The 19,998-nt window shown below is 42.4% G+C and carries 16 protein-coding genes, 1 pseudogene and 1 riboswitch; of the genes and pseudogenes, 10 read left to right on the top strand and 7 right to left on the bottom strand.

The window, feature by feature from the left end; all coding sequences use genetic code 11:
- Positions 1 to 8: 8 nt before the first annotated feature.
- The gene (gene argE / locus AC2CZC_RS03960) at positions 9 to 1,187 is read right to left on the bottom strand and encodes an acetylornithine deacetylase (protein WP_484583897.1); all 1,179 of its coding nucleotides are present in this window, start codon (positions 1,185 to 1,187) and stop codon (positions 9 to 11) included.
- Between the two features lie 167 nt (positions 1,188 to 1,354).
- Between argE and argC the strand changes: the two genes are divergently transcribed.
- From argC to AC2CZC_RS03930, 6 genes and pseudogenes are all read left to right on the top strand, one after another.
- Positions 1,355 to 2,362, top strand: coding sequence for an N-acetyl-gamma-glutamyl-phosphate reductase (gene argC, locus AC2CZC_RS03955; RefSeq protein ID WP_484583896.1), 1,008 nt, complete (start codon positions 1,355 to 1,357; stop codon positions 2,360 to 2,362).
- Positions 2,359 to 3,147 (top strand): acetylglutamate kinase, encoded by a 789-nt coding sequence (gene argB, locus AC2CZC_RS03950; RefSeq protein ID WP_484583895.1) that lies wholly within the window; start codon positions 2,359 to 2,361, stop codon positions 3,145 to 3,147. Before argC ends, argB begins: the two co-directional genes overlap by 4 nt.
- Positions 3,148 to 3,155: 8 nt before the next feature.
- Entirely contained in the window at positions 3,156 to 4,073 is a 918-nt protein-coding gene (locus tag AC2CZC_RS03945; RefSeq protein ID WP_484583894.1) for an ornithine carbamoyltransferase, read from the top strand.
- 15 nt (positions 4,074 to 4,088) lie between these two features.
- Positions 4,089 to 5,300, top strand: coding sequence for an argininosuccinate synthase (locus tag AC2CZC_RS03940; protein WP_484583893.1), 1,212 nt, complete (start codon positions 4,089 to 4,091; stop codon positions 5,298 to 5,300).
- 21 nt (positions 5,301 to 5,321) lie between these two features.
- Positions 5,322 to 6,680: pseudogene (argH, locus tag AC2CZC_RS03935) on the top strand (argininosuccinate lyase); the annotation flags it as partial.
- A gap of 743 nt (positions 6,681 to 7,423) precedes the next feature.
- On the top strand, positions 7,424 to 7,888 hold the full coding sequence (locus AC2CZC_RS03930) for a hypothetical protein (RefSeq protein WP_484583892.1): 465 nt from the start codon (positions 7,424 to 7,426) through the stop codon (positions 7,886 to 7,888).
- 39 nt (positions 7,889 to 7,927) lie between these two features.
- Here AC2CZC_RS03930 and AC2CZC_RS03925 read toward each other — a convergent pair whose 3' ends face one another.
- Positions 7,928 to 9,283 carry a capsule assembly Wzi family protein gene (locus tag AC2CZC_RS03925; protein WP_484583891.1) on the bottom strand — a complete coding sequence of 452 codons (1,356 nt, stop codon included), beginning with the start codon at positions 9,281 to 9,283 and terminating at the stop codon, positions 7,928 to 7,930.
- A complete protein-coding gene (gene coaD / locus AC2CZC_RS03920) occupies positions 9,280 to 9,762 on the bottom strand; it encodes a pantetheine-phosphate adenylyltransferase (RefSeq protein WP_484583890.1) in 483 nt (160 codons plus the stop codon). The genes AC2CZC_RS03925 and coaD overlap by 4 nt, the downstream gene beginning before the upstream one ends.
- Before the next feature lie 170 nt (positions 9,763 to 9,932).
- Here coaD and AC2CZC_RS03915 point away from each other — a divergent pair, with 170 nt between their 5' ends.
- Positions 9,933 to 10,589: a TetR/AcrR family transcriptional regulator gene (locus AC2CZC_RS03915; protein ID WP_484583889.1), complete on the top strand. Its 657-nt coding sequence runs from the start codon at positions 9,933 to 9,935 to the stop codon at positions 10,587 to 10,589.
- 171 nt (positions 10,590 to 10,760) lie between these two features.
- Positions 10,761 to 12,218, top strand: a complete 1,458-nt coding sequence (thiI, locus tag AC2CZC_RS03910) for a tRNA uracil 4-sulfurtransferase ThiI (protein WP_484583888.1) — start codon at positions 10,761 to 10,763, stop codon at positions 12,216 to 12,218.
- A 12-nt stretch (positions 12,219 to 12,230) separates the two neighbouring features.
- On the opposite strand, the gene AC2CZC_RS03905 is transcribed toward thiI, so the two are convergent.
- Both AC2CZC_RS03905 and AC2CZC_RS03900 read right to left on the bottom strand, forming a co-directional pair.
- Complete coding sequence (locus AC2CZC_RS03905) at positions 12,231 to 13,127, bottom strand: ketopantoate reductase family protein (RefSeq protein WP_484583887.1); 897 nt, start codon at positions 13,125 to 13,127, stop codon at positions 12,231 to 12,233.
- Entirely contained in the window at positions 13,124 to 13,477 is a 354-nt protein-coding gene (locus tag AC2CZC_RS03900; RefSeq protein WP_484583886.1) for a VanZ family protein, read from the bottom strand. Before AC2CZC_RS03900 ends, AC2CZC_RS03905 begins: the two co-directional genes overlap by 4 nt.
- 203 nt (positions 13,478 to 13,680) lie before the next feature.
- Between AC2CZC_RS03900 and AC2CZC_RS03895 the strand changes: the two genes are divergently transcribed.
- Together AC2CZC_RS03895 and AC2CZC_RS03890 are read left to right on the top strand one after the other, a co-directional pair.
- A complete protein-coding gene (locus AC2CZC_RS03895) occupies positions 13,681 to 14,163 on the top strand; it encodes a YajQ family cyclic di-GMP-binding protein (protein ID WP_237136023.1) in 483 nt (160 codons plus the stop codon).
- 86 nt (positions 14,164 to 14,249) lie between these two features.
- Positions 14,250 to 14,421: riboswitch (cobalamin riboswitch) on the top strand.
- A 39-nt stretch (positions 14,422 to 14,460) separates the two neighbouring features.
- The gene (locus AC2CZC_RS03890; RefSeq protein ID WP_484583885.1) at positions 14,461 to 16,317 is read left to right on the top strand and encodes a TonB-dependent receptor domain-containing protein; all 1,857 of its coding nucleotides are present in this window, start codon (positions 14,461 to 14,463) and stop codon (positions 16,315 to 16,317) included.
- A 40-nt stretch (positions 16,318 to 16,357) separates the two neighbouring features.
- On the opposite strand, the gene msrA is transcribed toward AC2CZC_RS03890, so the two are convergent.
- Both msrA and AC2CZC_RS03880 read right to left on the bottom strand, forming a co-directional pair.
- On the bottom strand, positions 16,358 to 16,891 hold the full coding sequence (gene msrA / locus AC2CZC_RS03885) for a peptide-methionine (S)-S-oxide reductase MsrA (RefSeq protein ID WP_484584839.1): 534 nt from the start codon (positions 16,889 to 16,891) through the stop codon (positions 16,358 to 16,360).
- Entirely contained in the window at positions 16,888 to 19,998 is a 3,111-nt protein-coding gene (locus AC2CZC_RS03880) for an efflux RND transporter permease subunit (protein ID WP_484583884.1), read from the bottom strand. Before AC2CZC_RS03880 ends, msrA begins: the two co-directional genes overlap by 4 nt.

The raw sequence follows: 19,998 nt of genomic DNA, 5'->3' as shown, positions 1-19,998 counted from the left end.
GCCAGCTATTAGCTGGCTTTTTCGTTATTAAAGCAACACTTTTTAATTAAATCTAAAATCACATTCTGGCTTGGTGTGATTTTATCCATATCTAAGTGCTCGTCCGGCTGGTGGGCTTGATTTATTGAGCCTGGACCCATGACAATGGTTTCACAACCTAACTGCTGTAAAAAGGGCGCTTCTGTGCAGTAATTCACGGCAATGGCTTTTTGTTTTGAGAGTTTTTCAGCTAACTTCACGAGCCCTGAGTCTGTTCGGCCACTAAATGCAGGTATTGGGTCGTGAAGCGCAATGACATCGACACAGCCGGGAAATTGCTCGTTGATCGGCTGAATGGCATTTAAGAGCATCTGTTCAAGTTCAGTGATACTCAAACCTGGCAGTGGCCGAATATCAATATGCAGCTCGCAGCATCCGCAAATGCGATTGGCATTGTCGCCACCATGAATATGACCTAGGTTCAAAGTTGGGTGCGGTACAGCGAAGTGCTCAATTGAATATTTATTCTTTAATTCTTCTTTTAAATGTAACAACCTTGAGATCACTTGTTGCATCACTTCGATGGCATTGAGGCCTCTGTCTGGATCAGAACTATGTCCTGAGCGTCCTGTGACACGGATAGCGCTACTCATATGACCTTTGTGTGTAAACACGGGCACCATGTCTGTAGGTTCACCAATGACACAGTATTTCGGTTTGAGGGAAGTGTGCTGGGCGACTTGTTGCGCGCCTGCCATGGTGGTTTCCTCATCCGCTGTGGCGAGGATCATTAAAGGTGCATTCTGGTATTTGCGATCAAGCTGCGATATTGCGGTGATCACAAATGCAAAAAAGCCCTTCATATCAATGCTACCAAGTCCAAATAACTTATTGTCTTTTTCAGTTAATTCAAAGGGGTTTGAATTCCAACGAGCGTCGTCAAAAGGCACAGTATCTGTGTGGCCTGCGAGCATTAACCCTCCATGACTTTCACTACTATTAAGCGGCTCTCTTCGGGCTAATAAATTATATTTACCGGGCGCATGTGTGAGCTCGGTGATCTCCACCTCAAACTCGAGATCGCGACACCAGTTAGCGAGCACATCGATAACGGCTTTGTTGCTCAGATCTAACGACTCATCAATAGCGCTGATTGATGGCTTCGCAATGAGCGTTTTATACATGTCGAGAAAATCTGGTACTGACATAATACTCCAAAATATTTATTCAAAGATGTTGCATAAAAATTTATATGTGTTTAGTATGAATATCAATTCATTTTTAAAGAATAATTATTTTAGGGGTGGCGATGCGAAGAACATGACATCTATAGCAAGTGTGACTCCCCAATCAACGAACTAAAGAAGAGTTATCGATGTTAAATGTTTCTATTATCGGCGCCAGTGGATATAGTGGTGCAGAATTAGCCAAATTACTAGCAAATCATCCTGAATTTAATTTGATCAGCTGCTTTGTGTCTGAGCAAAGCTTAGACAAAGGTAAGTTGCTGAGCGCGTTATATCCAGAACATAGCGGTTTACTGGATATCGAATTATCTCCACTTACAGAGCAAGCATTCGCACAAATTGCTGCGCAGTCGGATTACGTTTGCCTCTGCACTGACCATAAAGTAAGTGTATCTCTAGCGCCTAAATTTCTTGAGTTAGGGTTAAAAGTTTTTGACTTGTCGGGAGGCTTTCGCCTAGCTGATGCCTCTCAATACCAAACATTTTATGGATTTGAACATCCACATCAAGCTCTGCTAGATGAAGCTCAATATGGCTTGGCCGAGTGGTACTCTGCTGCAATTAAAGATGCACAGTTGGTTGCTGTTGCAGGGTGTTATCCAACCGCAGCGTTAAATGCATTAAAACCACTTAAAAATGCCGGGTTACTCACTGACTCGCCCATTATTATTAATGCGGTTTCCGGTGTTACAGGCGCGGGTAGAAAAGCATCTTTGGCTACACAGTTTTGTGAAGTGTCTTTATCTCCTTATGGTTTATTTAACCATCGTCATGGTCCTGAAATTACTCAGTATTTGGATCACCCAGTTCTATTTACACCACATTTAGGCAATTTTGCACGTGGGATCTTGGAAACTATCTATGTGCAGTTAAAAGAAGGCGTGGCACCTCATGAGGTTGAAGCTGCCTATCAATGCCTTGCGGATGAACCGCTTATTCGTCTCAAAGGCGAAAACATGCCATCGATTAAAGGAGCGGCAAATACCCCGTTTGTAGATATAGGCTGGCAACAACAAGATCAGCAGTTAATCGTGGTTGTCGCAATTGATAATTTACTGAAAGGCGCAGCGGGTCAAGCACTTCAATGTATGAATATTGTCAGTGAGTTTTCACCTACTTTGGGGTTAAAAGGATGAATCAAGTAGCAAAAAAAACTTGGGTGATCAAAGTAGGTGGGGCTGTATTGAATACCGAGCAAGCTGCACTTTCGCTATTTCAGGTTTTACACGATCTGAGTAAAGATCAAGACAAGCAGTTTGTACTCGTACACGGAGGTGGCGCACTGGTTGATCGCTGGCTAGAAGATGCAGGCTTCGCAACAGCTAAACATCAAGGCTTGCGGATAAGCCCTAAAGAGCAATTACCCTATATAGTCGGCGCTTTGGCGGGGTGCGCTAATAAACAGCTTATGTCACAAGCTATTGTTGCGGGACTAAAGCCTGTTGGCACTTGCTTGTATGAAGCGGGGTTTCTAGCTAAGCAAAAACTCAAGGCGCTCGGACAGGTAGGTACTTGTGTCGCAGAGGAAGAACTTGGGCTTTTAGATAACTTATTAGCGCTTGGACGTATTCCTTTAGTGAGTTCTGTTGGAATAGATCAAGATGGCGGTTTGTATAACATCAATGCTGATGAGGCAGCAGCCGCAATAGCACAAAACATTGGCGCTGAATTGGTGTTTATGACCGATGTGGAAGCGGTGTTAGATGCTCAAAAACAGCCTCTGCATTCGTTAGATGCAGCGCAAATCGATAAGTTAATACAACAGAAGGTGATTGTGGGCGGGATGGAGGTCAAAGTTAAGACCAGTCTTCACGCTGCCCAACATTTACGACGTGGTGTGTATATCTCAAGTTGGCAAAAGCCAGAAAATTTAATTGCCTTATTAAAAGGCGACCATGTCGGAACAAAAATTTTACCTTAGGATATAACATGACGCAGTCATTCATTACGGGCCTAGAGCTCGACCAAGCAGCACTATTAAAGCTATTCAATCTTGCGCACCAGATCAAAGCGCAGCCACAGGATTTTGCTCAGGCTTTGGCTGGGCAATCTATAGTTACTTTATTTGAAAAACCAAGCTTACGGACTCGTTTATCATTTGATATTGGGATCAATAAACTCGGTGGCCATGCTGTCTATTTAGATCAGCAAAATGGTGCAATGGGTAGTCGTGAGTCGGTAAAGGACTTTGCACTGAATATTTCTACTTGGGCTGATGCCATTGTCGCCCGCGTTAACCAACATAGCACGCTATCAACACTTGCAGAATTTGCCAATGTCCCCGTAGTGAATAGCTTATGTGATCTGTATCACCCGTGTCAGGCTCTGGCTGATTTTATGACATTACAAGAAGTGTATGGTGATGTGAGCGGCTTGAAGCTGGCATATTTGGGTGAGGGGAATAACGTGACTCATTCACTCATGTTGTTGGCTGCGAGTTTAGGCACTGATTTTGTTGCAGTATGCCCTAAAGGTCATTCACCCGATGCGCAAATCGTTAAGCAAGCAGAGCAGATGGCTGCCGTAAATGGTGCCAGTATTTTGATCAGTGACCGTGTAGAAGCGGCAGCTGGGGCAAATGTGCTGTATACAGACACTTGGGTGTCAATGGGTTCGAATGTTTCATTAGAGCAAGCAAAAGATACATTCATGCCATATCAAATTAATACTCAGCTGTTAGAACAGACTGGGGCACAAACTGTATTGCATTGCCAGCCTGCGCATAGAGAGTATGAAATTACGTCTGCCGTAATGGATGGCGACAATTCAAAAATTATTCAACAAGCTGAGAACCGGATGCATGCCCAGAATGCGCTACTGGTCACTTTGTTAAGCAAGCAATTTTAAAAGGGTTAATAAAAGATGAGTGAAGTAAAGAAGGTAGTTTTGGCGTATTCTGGCGGATTAGACACGTCTGCCATCGTACCGTGGTTAAAAGAAAACTACGGGTGTGAAGTAGTCGCCTTCGTTGCAGATGTTGGTCAAGGTGAAGAAGAGCTCGCTGGTGTAGAAGAAAAAGCCATTGCTTCAGGTGCCAGCGAATGCCATGTCGTTGACTTAAAAGAAGAGTTGGTAAGTGACTATATTTACCCAACTTTGCAAACCGGTGCTATTTATGAAGGTACTTATTTACTTGGGACATCGATGGCGCGTCCTATCATTGCCAAAGCTCAGGTGGAAGTAGCCCGTAAAGTAGGGGCCGATGCGTTATCTCATGGGTGCACGGGAAAAGGTAATGATCAGGTTCGTTTTGAGTCTTGTTTTGCTGCGTTAGCACCTGATCTCAAAGTGATTGCACCTTGGCGAGAGTGGACGTTATCTAGTCGAGAGTCGTTGTTGGATTACCTAGCACAAAGAGATATTCCGTGTGCCGCTTCAGCAACAAAAATATATAGCCGCGATGCCAATATTTGGCATATTTCTCACGAGGGGGGAGAGCTTGAAAATCCCTGGAATCAGCCAAGCAGTCAAGTGTGGACTTGGACCTCATCACCTGAGCAAGCGCCCGATAAACCTGAATTTGTTTCTGTTTTAGTGGAGCAAGGTCAAGTCGTTGCTGTCAATGGTGAACGATATAGTCCATACCAATGCTTAGTGACGCTCAATGATATTGCAGCCAAACATGGTGTTGGCCGTGTTGATATCGTGGAAAACCGTCTTGTCGGGATGAAGTCTCGTGGCTGTTATGAAACACCAGGTGGTACTGTGATCATGGCTGCGCTGCAAGCGATTGATGAGTTGGTACTAGATAAATCAAGCCGCAAATGGAAAGAAACGTATGCCAGCGAGTTTTCACATTTGGTTTATGATGGCCGTTGGTTTACACCACTCAAAGACTCTATTTTGGCAGCGGCACAGGCATTAGCAGACTGCGCAACGGGTGAAGTGGTGCTAAAGCTATATAAAGGACAAGTCGTTGCCGTTCAAAAGCAATCCGTGAATAGCCTATATAGTGAAGACTTTGCCACATTTGGTGAAGATGATGTGTATGACCAATCGCACGCAGAAGGGTTTATTCGTTTGTTCTCGCTTTCAAGTCGAATTGCGGCGTTGAATAAGCAAAAACAGTCCTAGTTGGTAAAGGAGTTATACGTTATGGCACTATGGGGCGGGCGATTTTCTTCAGGCCCAGATCAAGCTTTTAAGCAATTTAATGATTCATTACCTTTTGACTATCAGTTGGTTGAGCAAGATATTGTCGGTTCAATTGCATGGGCTGGTGCACTTGAGCAAGTCGGAGTTTTGACAAAAGAAGAGCGTGGGCAGCTTGTCGCTGCTCTAAACTCACTGTTAGAGGAGTCAGTGCAAGATAGGGCGTCGATTGCAAGCAGTGGTTATGAAGATATTCACTCCTATGTTGAGGCGAAGCTGATAGAAAAAGTTGGGGACTTAGGCAAAAAGCTACATACGGGCCGCAGTCGCAATGATCAGGTTGCTACGGACTTTCGCTTGTGGTCACGTCAAACCGCTGAGCAAATTGTCACGGCAATTAAGTCATTACAATGTGCGCTTGTGCAATTGGCTGAGCGAGAGTTAGAGACTATTTTACCTGGTTATACCCATTTGCAGCGTGCACAACCTGTGCTGTTTAGCCATTGGTGCATGGCGTATGTAGAGATGTTAACCAGAGATGTTTCACGTTTGAGTGATGCCATTGAACGTCTCAATGAATGTCCGTTGGGATCAGGCGCATTGGCGGGTACGGCTTACGCCATTGATAGAGAACACTTAGCGACACAGTTAGGGTTTAAAAATGCGACGCGTAATAGTTTAGATGCCGTCTCAGATAGAGACTTTGTGGTAGAGCTACTAAGCTGTGCGTCTATTTCAATGATGCACCTCTCGCGTCTTGCTGAAGATATGATCTTTTATAATAGTGGTGAGTCAGGCTTTATTGAATTGGCAGATAACGTGACGTCTGGATCATCCTTAATGCCGCAGAAGAAAAATCCAGATGCGCTGGAGTTAATTCGAGGTAAAACAGGACGTGTTTTTGGCGCATTTAGTGCCATGATGATGACACTCAAAGCACTACCTTTGGCCTATAACAAAGATATGCAAGAAGATAAAGAAGGCCTTTTTGATGCCCTACCAACGTGGATCGCATGTATTCATATGGCGGAATCTTGTATTAAAGGGGTAAAAGTGAATGCTGAAGCGACCCTAAAGGCTGCGCAAGGCGGGCACGCTAATGCAACTGAACTTGCAGATTATCTTGTCGCTAAAGGTGTTCCTTTTAGAGAAGGGCATCACATAGTTGGGCAATTGGTGCAAATCGCCATTGAGCAGGGCAAGAATTTAGAAGCTCTCGCTTTGGATGAATTTAAACTTGTATGTCCAAAAATTGACAGTGATGTCTATCCGCGGTTAGAAATTGCCGCTTGTATTGCCGCAAGGCAAGCATTGGGTGGCACTTCTTTGCCGCAAGTGACGGCTGCAATTAATCACTTTAAAGGCGCCATCGAAGATTAAGTATCTTTATCCTCAATTAAGAGAGGTATTTTTTATACCTCTCTTAAAAAAATTGTGTTTACATGATTTTTTCACTGTTGCGTACGTTAACCTTTTTTGTCCCTTTTATGTGCTTTATTTCCCGTACTACTAAGCTGCATGTTCATTTCTTTCATATCTCTTTAATCTTAAGTAATTACACAAGGTTATGATTTAATTGATATTTATATTCTATTTTTTGAGCGTACGTATGTGAGTTCTTTAGAGGATGTTTTGTTAATAAAATAGAGTGTTGCAAATTTCATTGTTATTCATGGGGTTATAATTTCATTAAAGGGGATAATTTAATTGTTCATATAAAAAACAATAGTTTATTTATTGTGCATTTTGGTTTGTCGTAAATTTTTTGTTTTATTTTTGTTTTTAATTGGCCTGCTTGTTGCTTATATATGGGTTCTAGAGTTTTAGCTTTTCATTTTGTTGTGATAGCTGAAATGAATAAATTCATATAGAGGGAAAGCAATGTTTAACTTAACTATCGAAAATTTCGACTCACCTGAAAATGCTGGAAAAACAAAGATAAAGTCTGGTAATGTGATTACATCTCTCGAAAGCTTGAAGGTGATATCTGGCGGGCGTGGTAGTGGTAATTATCCTAAAAAGCGCTTTTCATATACTCAACGTAGATAATGGCATTTGATTATTTCGGATTAAGTATCGGAGCCCTTGTGATTTGGGGCTTTTTTATGGCCAGTTTACTCCATGTGTCTTTTTACATATTGGCCGTAAATAAAAATGTGCAGGCTTTAGCCTGCGCAACTATTTTGGCAGTGTCATATAGTTTTAGTGATCTCACAATGCCTGTTAACTTTGAGGCTATTGATTTCGGAGTCTTGCTCGCCTATGACTTATTGACATTGATTGCTCTAGTTTGGGCTAGGCGCTTTCTATTTAAGAAGGCTTCTGCAGCGCCATGTTATGTATACTGCTGTATAGGCCTTACGATTAATGCATTATTATTTTTAGCAATGTTTACCGATTCATACTTGCTAGGTAACTTAGAGCCTTGGGCATTATGGTATTTCTACTCATCTGCAGTGAACATTGTCGATTTAATTATGGTGAGTGTTGTGATCCTTAATCGAGACTTTTTAGGTTTGCATTTAATGACTCGCAAGCTCTTAAAAGACCCAGTCTCAGCTAAGGTTTAGGCTGTTATTAGTGTGGGACTAATAACAGCACGAGTTACGTTAGTATTGGTATTCCCAGCTTAAGCCTAATGATTGATGAGTATCATCTTGCAGGTCCGTTTCATCTTTCCAGATTGTGAAATTGGTTTTTAATAAACCAGCCCAAAGTGCTTGCTGATAACCTACTTCAATTAACGTGCGATCCATTTGCATTGACTCAAACTCAGTAAGTTTTAGCTTTGCATAACCCCCAGTTCCCTCAATTTGGAAATAATCTGCAGCTACAGTAATGCTCTTAGCTTGTGGGCCTATACCCGCGCCAAGCCATAAGTCATATTCCTTGTAGTCAGAGCCTTTTCCTGCTTGCTGGAAGTTACATTGAAAGCTAGCGGACTCTGCCAAGCAGTCTGTTGTTGTATCACTATATTCAATAAAGCCTTTAACTCTGTAGTCTTCATTGGACCAATAGGTTTCTATACCTGCTGTAAATAGCGCTTCATCAGGCATAATACCTGTATCATTATCACCACTATATTCAGCATAAATTGCAACAGGCAGTTGGTTAAAAATAGAGGAGTATTTAAAGTCGATACTGGTTATGCGACGTTTATCTATTTCGGTGGTGGTGTCGAGTTGGGTGAAGATGAAATCGCTTCCCGTTGTCGCGAAACCAAGCTCTAACCCTTGGATTGGGGTTGCTGAAAAACGCGCTCCCCAAAAGTCACCTTCTTTGTTACGAGGTTTTTGTTTTGCGGCAATAGCAGTGATTTGCCATGGCCCAATAAAAGATAAAAACTGTGGACCATTGTAGTTTGTATTTGCGCGACTCAATCGCACAGCTTTCATCGGTGTGGCGTTATTTGAAAGAAGTAAGGCAGTCTCATTACCTGGCCCCCACCAATAATCTAGCCTCTCAGCACTGAGTGACCAATCTCCCAACAGTATTGCGAGGTGACTACCATGATGATTAACATATTTTCCATCTGCAGCGTCGTCAGCATAGTTAACTTGAACGCGAGCACTGACATTAGCGCCTGTGATCTGTCCAAAAGTTGTTACTCCAGACTTTTCTCTTGGGTTTTCTCCCATCCCCGAGCTCGTTTCTGGATGTTCTCTAAAGTGAGTTTTGATACCAGAAGTCCTTGTACGTTTTGCATACTGCAAAGCATGGCGCAGGTGACTGACTGCAAAAGCGGTTTCATTATTTAACTGAGAAGACTTTATTTGCTTTAGGTCAGATGTAATGCCTTGCCATAATAATGGATATTGGTTTACGGGACGATTGATTAACCCGTGGCTGACTAATAGGTCAATAGAGTGCTTCAGTGTGTTATCTTCTGCGGATATCCAAGGTGATGCATCGCTGTGAAAAGACATGGCGCAAAGACTGATTGCACACAGTTGTTTTAACTTCATTTATGTAACTTCTCCAATAGAGCCTTTGCAACAATCGGATCGACAAATTCACTGACATCACCATGATGAAGTGCGACTTCTTTCACTAAGGTTGAAGAAATGAAAGAGTTCTTTTCTGAAGGCGTTAGGAACACACTTTCTAACTCTGGGTAAAGTCTACGGTTCATATTGGCAAGTTGAAATTCATAGTCGAAGTCAGAAACCGCCCTAATGCCTCTAATTAAAACATTGGCCCCTTGTGCTTTGGCTAAATCAACCAATAGCCCTGAAAAACCAATGACTTTGACATTAGGAATGTCGGTGAGAATTTGCTCAGCCAATTCGACACGCTCCTCTAGCGTAAAACATGGTTTTTTAGTTGGATTATGAGCAATAGCAAGCACAACCGTATCGAACATTTTGGCAGCGCGTTTAATGAGGTCTGAATGGCCGTTAGTCAAAGGGTCAAATGTACCTGGATATAGGGCGATAACTTTCATGGGATTGTTGCAACACAAAAAATTTTTGCTATGTTAGCAAGCTTCTGATGCAAATTCACTGGTCTGCTTTCAAATTTGCTCATTTAACCTTGTATATGTTTAGTGCTATTTTCAATTAACCAAGTGGCCGTAAGCCATTACTTCAATTAAGCGTGTAAAGAGAGTTGGATATGAATACCAAGGAAAAAATAATTCGTACGAGTATTGCCTTGTTTAATCTTCATGGCGAGCGAGCGATCACTACGAATCACATAGCATCAAATATGGGGATAAGCCCAGGAAATTTGTATTATCATTTCAAAAATAAAGAAGACATCATTAGGCATATTTTTTCTCTCTACAGTGAACATTTGAGCACGCATTTCAAGCCCTTGAGTATTGAGCATGAGCCACTTGAGCAGCTAACTCAGTATTTGGACTCACTGTTTGAATTGATGTGGCGATATCATTTCTTTTACGACAACCTTACTGATATTTTGGCGCGTGATAAAAGCTTAAAAAAGGACTACATTGAATTTCAGTCTCAATTATTCGAACAGGTAAAAGCTGTGGTTATTGGTCTGCGCAGTGCTGGCGTGATTGATATTGAAGATTATGATGTCGATGAGCTTGCGCATATGCTTAAAATGGTTGTGAGTTTCTGGACGCCTTATGTTAAAGCTAGAAGATTAACAGGGGTGTTAGAGCAAAAAGATATTTACAATGGTATCGTCAAGGTATTGATGTTATTTAAGCCTTATGCGACTCAAATGAGCAGTGAAAAAATCGCACAGTTGCGTGATTATTATCAAGAACAAGCAGATACTAGCCTACCGAGTATTGCCTAACCTTCTATCTATCAAGCTGCCAGTTATGGCTGGCGGCTGGTCTTATTATTTATTCAAGTTGCCAATCACCCTGATTATTTCCTAGTCTTTAATAAGTTTGCTATAATCCCGCGCCTTAAAATGATTCAACGTCTTATGCGTTTATAGTTTCACACCAGCGAGTAACTTCATATGCTTAAATTTATCGTCAAGCTGCATCCTGAGATCGTCATCAAAAGTAAATCAGTGCGCAAGCGTTTTACTAAAATCTTAGAAAAAAACATCAAGCTTTTGCTAGGTCGAGTTGATGAAAAGATTTTTGTGAAAAACAATTGGGATAACATTACGGTTGTCAGTCAGCTTAGCGATGATAAAACACGATTAGCGCTAATTGATGGCCTTAAACGTGTGCCTGGTGTGACGTTATTTTTAGAAGTACAAGAAGTTAGTTTTGAAACTCTGGATGACATATATCAACATACCTTGCCGTTGGTGCGTGAACAAATTGAAAATAAGACGTTTTGTGTGCGAGTGAAACGCCAAGGCAAGCATGATTTTACTTCAAGTGATGTAGAGCGTTATGTCGGCGGCGGTTTGAATCAAAACGTTGAAACGGCAAGTGTAAAGTTAACTCGTCCAGAAGAAACTGTAAAAATTGAAATTAAAGATCAGTTTGCCTATATCGTACGTACACAATACCGTGGATTAGGAGGCTTCCCTTTACCCACGCAAGAAGACGTACTGTCTCTAATGTCAGGTGGGTTCGATTCAGGTGTTGCCAGTTATCAAATGATCAGAAAAGGGGCGCGCACTCACTTTTTATTCTTTAACCTAGGCGGTGCAGCGCACGAAATCGGCGTAAAGCAAGTGAGTCATTACCTGTGGAAGCAATATAGTTCAACGCATAAGGTGAAGTTCATCACTGTCGACTTTGAACCGGTTGTTGCTGAAATACTAGAAAATGTAGAAAACAGCCAAATGGGTGTGATCTTAAAGCGTATGATGATGCGTGCCGGTAGTGCAGTTGCTCAAAAGTTAAGAATTCAAGCGTTAGTAACGGGTGAAAGTATCGGTCAAGTATCGAGTCAAACTCTGGCCAATTTAAGTGTTATCGACCGTGTGACTGAAACTTTGATTTTAAGGCCGCTTATCCAAAACGACAAAGAAGAGATCATCCGCATTGCACGTGAAATTGGTACTTGTGAAATGGCAGAAGCAATGCCTGAGTACTGTGGTGTTATTTCTAAAAAGCCGACAGTTAAAGCGGTACTTGAGAAAATTGAAGCTGAAGAAGCGAATTTCGATTTTGATGTACTGAATACAGTGGTTGATAATGCGGTGATTAAAGATATTCGTGACATTGAGGTGGAAGCGAAAGAGGAAGTCAAAGAAGCTGAAAATGTGAAAGAACTTCCAGAAAATGCCGTCGTTGTTGATATTCGCTCTCCAGAAGAAGAAGATGCAGATCCGCTTGAAATTGAGGGTATTGAAGTTATTCACCTGCCATTTTTCCGTCTAGCGACTAAGTTTGGTGATTTACCTCAAGATAAGGATTATTACCTGTATTGTAGTAAAGGGGTCATGAGCCAGTTACAAGCGCTCATTTTGCATGAAAATGGCTTTACTAAAGTTAAAGTTTATCGCCCATAAATAAGAGCAGGTTTAAGCCTGCTCTTTTTGTTTTATTTGCTGCCAAAGGCGCTCATTTTGAGGGGCCTGGCGGCCATGCTTTTTCGCCACGGTGGAAACAAATCCACAGATTGCATCTATTTCAGAGTGTCTATTCAGTTTGATATCTTGTGCCATGGATGAGGTGTTGTTTGCGGTCAATGTCATAACATGATAGGCACGTGTTAGCTCTTCACTCAGTTGTAATTCAACCCCTTCTAACCTTGCGATTTCACATGTCTCATTAAGTAAGTTCAACACTTTGCGTGCATATTTTGGGGCTCTTAAGGCGCCGTTTTGACATTGGTGTAATGCTGTTAACGGGTTAATGGCAATGTTGACGCATAACTTTTGCCACCGGATCAAATTAATGTCATCAACCACTTCAATCGGGTCAAAATGCTTTGCAAACCATGTTTGATACAGTGTATTCAGTTGTTGTTTCGCGATCTGGTTACACGCCCCAAGCTGCGAGAGGCCAGATCCTTTAAATATGACTGAATTTGGGGTTGGTTTCATGCCACCCATGGAAGTGCTGAAGAAAAAGAGGGCGTGTTTTGGTTCGAGCTGTGTTTGAATACTCTGAATATCATGCATACCATTGTGGCTGAGAATGAGATTTGCATTATCACTTAAGTGGGGTGTTATGTCAGAGACGGCTTGTTCAACTTGGTATGCCTTGACGGGAATAATACAGGTATGAATTTGTTCACTGAGCTGATCTAAAGTAGTCACTTTTATATTAAGGCGAGTTTGCTCTGTACCTTGAACAAACAAAAACGCTTGGTAGGGTAAATTGCGCGTGATAAGCGTGACAGAATGCTCTTTTGCAAGTTTTTCTGCCAGCAATAGTCCAACAGCGCCGCAACCAAGTATGTAGACCTGACTCATGATGTTGCTCGTCTCTGCTTATATTTATCAAACAGCCAGATAGCGATAAAATAGCTCATCGCGCCGCTGATATCTGCAATAAAGTCGCCAAGGGAAGCCTGCCTATATGGCAGCGTAGATTGCATCCATTCTACAGCAGCACCATAGCTAGTGAGTAAAATCATATGAAACCAGATCTTAAATTTAAACGCACGATGCGAAAAAAAAGCCAACGCGAAAAATACCCCAAAATGCACCACCTTATCTAGGTGCTCAACCCTAATAGCATGATTGTTAACTTCTTTTGCAAATAGGTATGTTACGATGATCAAAAATAATAGTAGCAATGCTCGGTATAATTTTCTTGTCACATGCACTCCAACTTCAATGTGATGAAAAATCAGTATAACACCGAATTATTAAAAGTGGCTTAATAGTAAATACTCGAATACTCATGGGTATAGAAGAACATATTCAATGCTCTGGTGAAGTCATGTGTACATGCAAAAAAGTATATCGTATTGCTGTTGAGCATTGTTATAATTGCCCATAAATTTGTTTTGAGGAGAGAGCAATGCCTTCTTTTGATATTGTATCTGAAATAGAAATGACGGAAGCGAAAAACACCGTTGATAATGCTAACCGTGAATTGGAAACGCGTTATGACTTTAGAGGTGTTGAAGCTTCTATTGAGTTGAAAGATGAAGTTATCCAGTTAAAGTCTGAATCTGAACAGCAAGTCATGCAGTTATTTGACATGGTTGTTGGTAAAGCGGCAAAGCGCGGACTGGATGTAGGGTGTTTTGAATTGAAAGACGTTGAGCGCAGTGGCAAAACATTTGCGCGCAAAGTAGCTTTGAAACAAGGCATTGATAAGGATATGGCAAAAAAAGTTGTCAAGCTTATTAAAGACTCTAAATTAAAGGTACAAGCTGCAATCCAAGGTGAAGAAGTACGTGTAACAGGCAAGAAGCGCGATGATTTGCAAGAAGTCATGCAGTTAATTCGTACATCAGATCTGGGCCAACCATTCCAGTTCAAAAATTTCAGAGACTAAGCGGTCTTGAGTACTGGGGTTCCAGATCAATAAATGGCACTGGAACTCTAGACGTCCATTGACAATCCCCCCTTAAATCTCAGACAATACGCGCGGAATTTCGAGGTGCCAAACAACGCTGGTGAACAGCGGGTGTATGGGATAATCGGGAAGTTGGTGCGCAAAATTTGGACTTGGCAATCCCAACGCTGCCCCCGCAACGGTAAAACTATAGTAATGTGGTTGAGCCCGGAGACCGGCCTTGAATTTGACTCATTTGATGAACTTTGTACGGTGGGTACAAAGTAGGGGATCTTCATGTTAAAAATATCTGCGCTAAGTGCTGCTGTATTAGCAGCGGTTTCATTTCACACATCTGCGACTCAAGAAATAGAGCATATTACAGTCACTGCAAATAAATTTGAGCAGCCGATAAAAAATACGCTAGCAAGTGTTTCAATGCTTGAACGGGATCAAATCGATCAATTAAATGTAAGAGATATTCCCTCTTTATTGAATACGTTACCCGGTGTTGACGTGGTGAGAAGTGGTGGATTAGGACAGATTGCGAGTGTTTTTGTTCGTGGCGCATCCATTCAACATACGCTTGTGCTCATTGACGGTGTGCGTGTTAGTGATGCTAATTCTGGCAATGTTTCGTTTACTAACATACCAGTAAACAGCATTGAAAGAATTGAGGTGGTGAGAGGCGCTCGTGCGGCTATTTATGGCTCTGATGCAGTATCTGGTGTGATTAATATTATTACGCGTGAAGCACAGACACATGAAGTCACTCTGACATCAGGCAGTCACAATTATGTTGAAGTGCAAGCTGCTGGTAGACTCAAAGTAGAAAAGTTGAGCTTGGGCTACAACTTCGGCATTGAACAAACTGATGGGTACGATGTCATCGAAAAAGATCCAAGTGCACCTATTGGTAAAGACCATGATCAAGACGGATACGAGAACAAAAACTTTGGATTCAACCTCGCTTATGACTTTGAACAATATGGTGAGTTATCTGCGATTACCCAATTTAGTGAAGGTACTGGTGAGTATGATAATCCGTGGGGTAATGATGAATATGACTTCGAGAATTATACTGCTAAACTCGCTTGGGTTAAGCGCACTGACGCGTTAACGCAAAATGCCGCCTTGAATGTATCGCAAGAAGAAAATGTGCATACAGGTTCCGAAAAAGAAGATATTTATAGCACTGAACGCCGTGAGTTGGAGTACCAAGCACGTTTTAAAGTGTTAGAGACACTTCAGGCTACTGCGGGTATTTCACACCTAAACGAAGATGTTTCAAAATCCACCGCAAAGTTTACAGAGTCACAAAGAGATAACACGGCTATCTTTGCTGGTGCGTTTTACGATGATGAGAAGTTTCTAGCAAATTTATCTGTGCGTTCAGATGACTATGATTTTCATGGTCGTGCCAATACCTATACAACAGGGTTTGGTGTAAAAGCGCATAAGAATGCAACATTTAGAATAAATCATGGCACGTCATTCCGTGCACCAACATTAAGCAACGCGTTTGTAGCTGATAGCCCTTGGTACGCGCCTAATGGCGAGATAAAGCCAGAAGAAGCAGAAAACAATGAAATAGGTTTAACATTAACGTCATCATGGGGTCGTTATGACGTGGCGGTGTTTGAAAACCGAATTACAAACTTGATTTCAAACATTCAAGACCCAGAAACTAAACTGTTTGTGGCGCAAAATATTAACAAAGCGACGATGAAAGGTGTCGAGCTTAGTGCTCAGTTTGAAGCGCTTGGCTTTGAACACTCTGCAAACCTAACTTTACTTGATGCAAAAGATAACTCAACGGGCACGTCGACGGATCTTCCGCGTAGACCTTCTAAAGCATTCAATTACACCTTGACTAAACAATGGGAAAAGTTGAATGTGAATTTGACTATGCTGTATCGCTCAGACAGACCGACTATTGCATTTTATAACTCAAAGTTAAGTGCTTACACTGTGTTTAATTTATCAGCGAACTACGAACTGTTAGATGGCATTGAGCTAAATGCGCGAATGGAAAATCTAACTGATAAAGAGTACTTTACGTCAGGTGCTGGTTTTACAGCTGACGGTAGCAGGCTGCTAGGCTATAAGCCATTAGGGCGTCAGCTGTATGTCGGTGCTAAGATTGAATTTTAATTCGAATGATGAAAGAGCTAGTATTTACTAGCTCTTTTTTTTAATTTAATTCTTTAGAAAATAGCTGTTCAAACTTCGCCACTTTAGGCGCAATCATAATACTGCAATACCCTTGATTGGGATTCTCATCGAAGTAGTTTTGATGATACTGTTCTGCATCATAAAACGTTTCGATTTCACTCAGCTCTGTGACAATAGCATCTTGTAGTTGAGGTTGAAGCTTTGTTATATAAGCTTGAGCCAGCTGCAATTGCTCATCAGAATGATAAAAAATCACGCTGCGATACTGGGTACCAATGTCATTACCCTGACGATTGAGCTGCGTGGGATCGTGCAGTGTAAAAAACATCTCAAGTAGTTTTTCAAATGACACCACATTTGGGTCAAATGCCAACTGTACCACTTCAGCATGGCCGCTAGCACCTGAACAAATTTCTTTATATGTCGGATTGAGCGTACTGCCACCGCTGTAGCCAGATGTTACTTGCGTGACACCTTTTACTCTGCGAAATGCAGCATCGATACACCAAAAGCACCCACCACCAAACGTGGCCAGTTGTGATTGACTCATTATTCAATTCCTTCGTTTTGCTCACGATGAGGATACGTTTGTTGCTGCTTGTTGAGCTCAACAGCAGTATGCTCAGGTGAGCGGGTTCGCTTAGCAAGTATGCCATAGGCTGTTGGAATAACAAACAAGGTAAGAATAGTTGCTAGACTGACACCTGCAAATACTACAACGCCAATCACCATTCTGCTTTCCGCACCTGGACCTGTTGCCAATACTAGGGGAATGGCACTCATTACCGTAGTCAATGAAGTCATGATGATTGGGCGTAAACGCTGCGTTGCGGCGCTAATAATCGCTTGCTCAAACGCCACGCCTTTATCCCGTAATTGGTTGGCAAATTCCACGATCAAAATACCATTTTTAGCACTGAGGCCTATCAACATGACGATGCCAATTTGGCTGTAAATGTTGATTGAACTGTCACTAAAGTATAAGCCCAGCATCGCTCCAATTAAACCAAGCGGCACGGTTAGCATGATCACAAATGGGTGCACAAAGCTTTCAAATTGCGCAGCCAAGACTAAGAAGGTGACGGTTAAAGCAAGAATAAAGACATATGTCATTGCTGATGCGCCCTCATAAAAGAGCTGTGACTCGCCTTTATAATCTATTGCGCCATCGGTGTGATTTTCCTCGCTGGCCACGGTATTCAGAAAATCCAGTGCTTGCTCTAGCGTATAGCCCTCAGCCAAATTAGCCGAAATAGTGATTGCTCGCATGCGGTTGTAGCGATTTAATCGGGCGGCTGTCGCTTCTTCTTTGATCGTAATAAGGCTGTCTAACGGAATAAGTTGCCCCGTACGAGAGGTGACATACACATTATTGATATCTGTGGGAGCAGCGAAATCAGCCTTGGTGCCTTTGAGGATAACATCATACTCTTCGCCTCTGTCGATAAAAGTGGTGACTCGACGCTGGCCCAACATGGTTTCTAATGTACGGCCGATGTCGCTGGTCGACACACCTAAATCAGCAGCTTTAAGTTTGTCTATGCTGATTAAAAACTGAGGGAACGTTTCTTTATAATCATGATCGAGTCTGATTAATCCTGGATTACTGCGAGCACGTTCAAAAATACGGTCGCGCCAAGCTGCGAGCTCTTGATAATCATTACCTTGTAATACAAATTCAATGGGTCGAGATGAACCTCCACCACCAATGCCTCTGCGCATGATGGCAAATGCTCTTACGTCAGTCACCTGTTGCATTTTACCGCTGATCTCAGACATGACTTGCCAAGTAGAGCGCTTTCGTTCATCCCAGTCTGGCATGCCAACAATGGCAACACCACCCATACTCCCCCAACCAGGAACACGGATCAGTACGCGGCTGAGTTCATTATTTTCAACATATGGCATTAGATGCTGCTCAATTTGTGCCATATTTGCCGCGTTATTCTCATAACTAGCACCCTCAGGGCCACTCATCATAAGGAAGAAGGTACCACGATCTTCTTTGGGCGTGAGCTCCGATGGGATCTGTTTAAACAGGCCATAACTGGCAGCCAGCGACAGGATGAGCACGAGGATTAAACCATAGCGGCTGTTTACGTTGCGTCTTAATACGTTTTGATAGCGCAGCTCTAACTGACCAAATTGATGATTCATCCACTTCGAAAAACGCCCCTCTTGCTCTTGTTTGAGCACTTTAGAGCACAGAGCTGGTGACAAGGTCAGTGCGGTGATACTTGAGAAAATAACGGCAGCACTAACCGCAAGGGCAAACTCCGTAAATAGCGCACCGATGCGTCCATCCATAAAGATCAATGGCACAAACACAGACACTAGGACGAGCGTTGTAGCGATGATGGCAAAGCCGACTTCTCTGGCTCCTCGATATGCTGCAAGTAGCCTTGGTTCTCCTTGCTCAATGCGTCGGTGAATGTTTTCTAACATCACGATGGCATCATCTACAACTAGGCCGATGGCTAATACTAATGCAAGTAGGGTGAGCAGGTTAATGGAATACCCCATGGCCAATAAAAACATAAAAGTTGCTATGAGTGCCACAGGTACAGTGACTGCGGGGATAAGCGTTGCACGAATGTTACCTAAAAAGATAAAGATGATGAGAACCACTAAGCCCATCGCGATAGCGAGTGTGCGATAAACTTCAGAAATCGATTCACGAATGAAAATGGATGAGTCGTAGCTGTCCTCTATTTTTGTTCCTTCGGGTAAGTTTCGCTTTATCGAAATAAGTTCTTTACGAACATTATCAACCACGTCTAACGTATTCGCTTTGGCCTGTTTAACGATACCAAGGCCTATCATGTTTTTACCATTGCCACGGAAGGTGCTTTCTTCATCTTGTGCTTCTAACGACACTTTGGCGACTTCACCAAGGCGAACTAGATAACCGTTATCACCGCGCTTGACAACCAGTTCTGAAAAGTCGCGTTGCGAGGTATAACTCCGGGCAATGCGGACGGCAAAATCACGGTCTAAAGATTCAATTTCCCCAGCAGGTAATTCAACATTTTCGCGACGTAAGACATTTTCAATATCACTGCTGGTTACGCCTCTGGCAGCCATAGCTTGGCGATCAAGCCAGATCTTCATAGCATAGCGACGCTCGCCGCCGATTTGTACCCGTGATACGCCATCAACCACAGCCAAACGATCAACCACGTAGCGCTGAGCATAATCAGATAGCTGTAACGTATCCATTGAGGTACTGTTTAAAACAAACCATGCAATGGCATTTTCATCATCACTCGATTTAGAAACCTCCGGCGGTCGAACTTGCTCGGGTAATCGGTCTAATGCCCGTGAAACACGTTCTCTGACATCATTGGCGGCAGCATCAATATCCCTGTCGACGTTAAATTCGATGGTAATGTTTGAGCGGCCATTGCGGCTTGAAGAATTAATACTTTTAATGCCCTCAATACCTGAAATGCGATTTTCTAGTACTTGAGTGATTTTGGCCTCAACCACCGCGGCTGATGCGCCAGTGTAATCTGTGCTGACATTGACAATCGGTGTTTCGATATCCGGATACTCACGCAGCGGTAACATAGTAAATGCAACAATCCCGAAGGTAAGTAATAGTAAATTGATTACAATTGCAAAAATTGGCCTTTTAACGGCTATATCGGTGATCTTCAC

It is taken from the genome of Pseudoalteromonas sp. MMG033 (assembly GCF_057197785.1).
The sequence above is the reverse complement of the archived record's forward strand: the minus strand, read 5'-3'. Positions and strand labels throughout refer to the sequence as shown.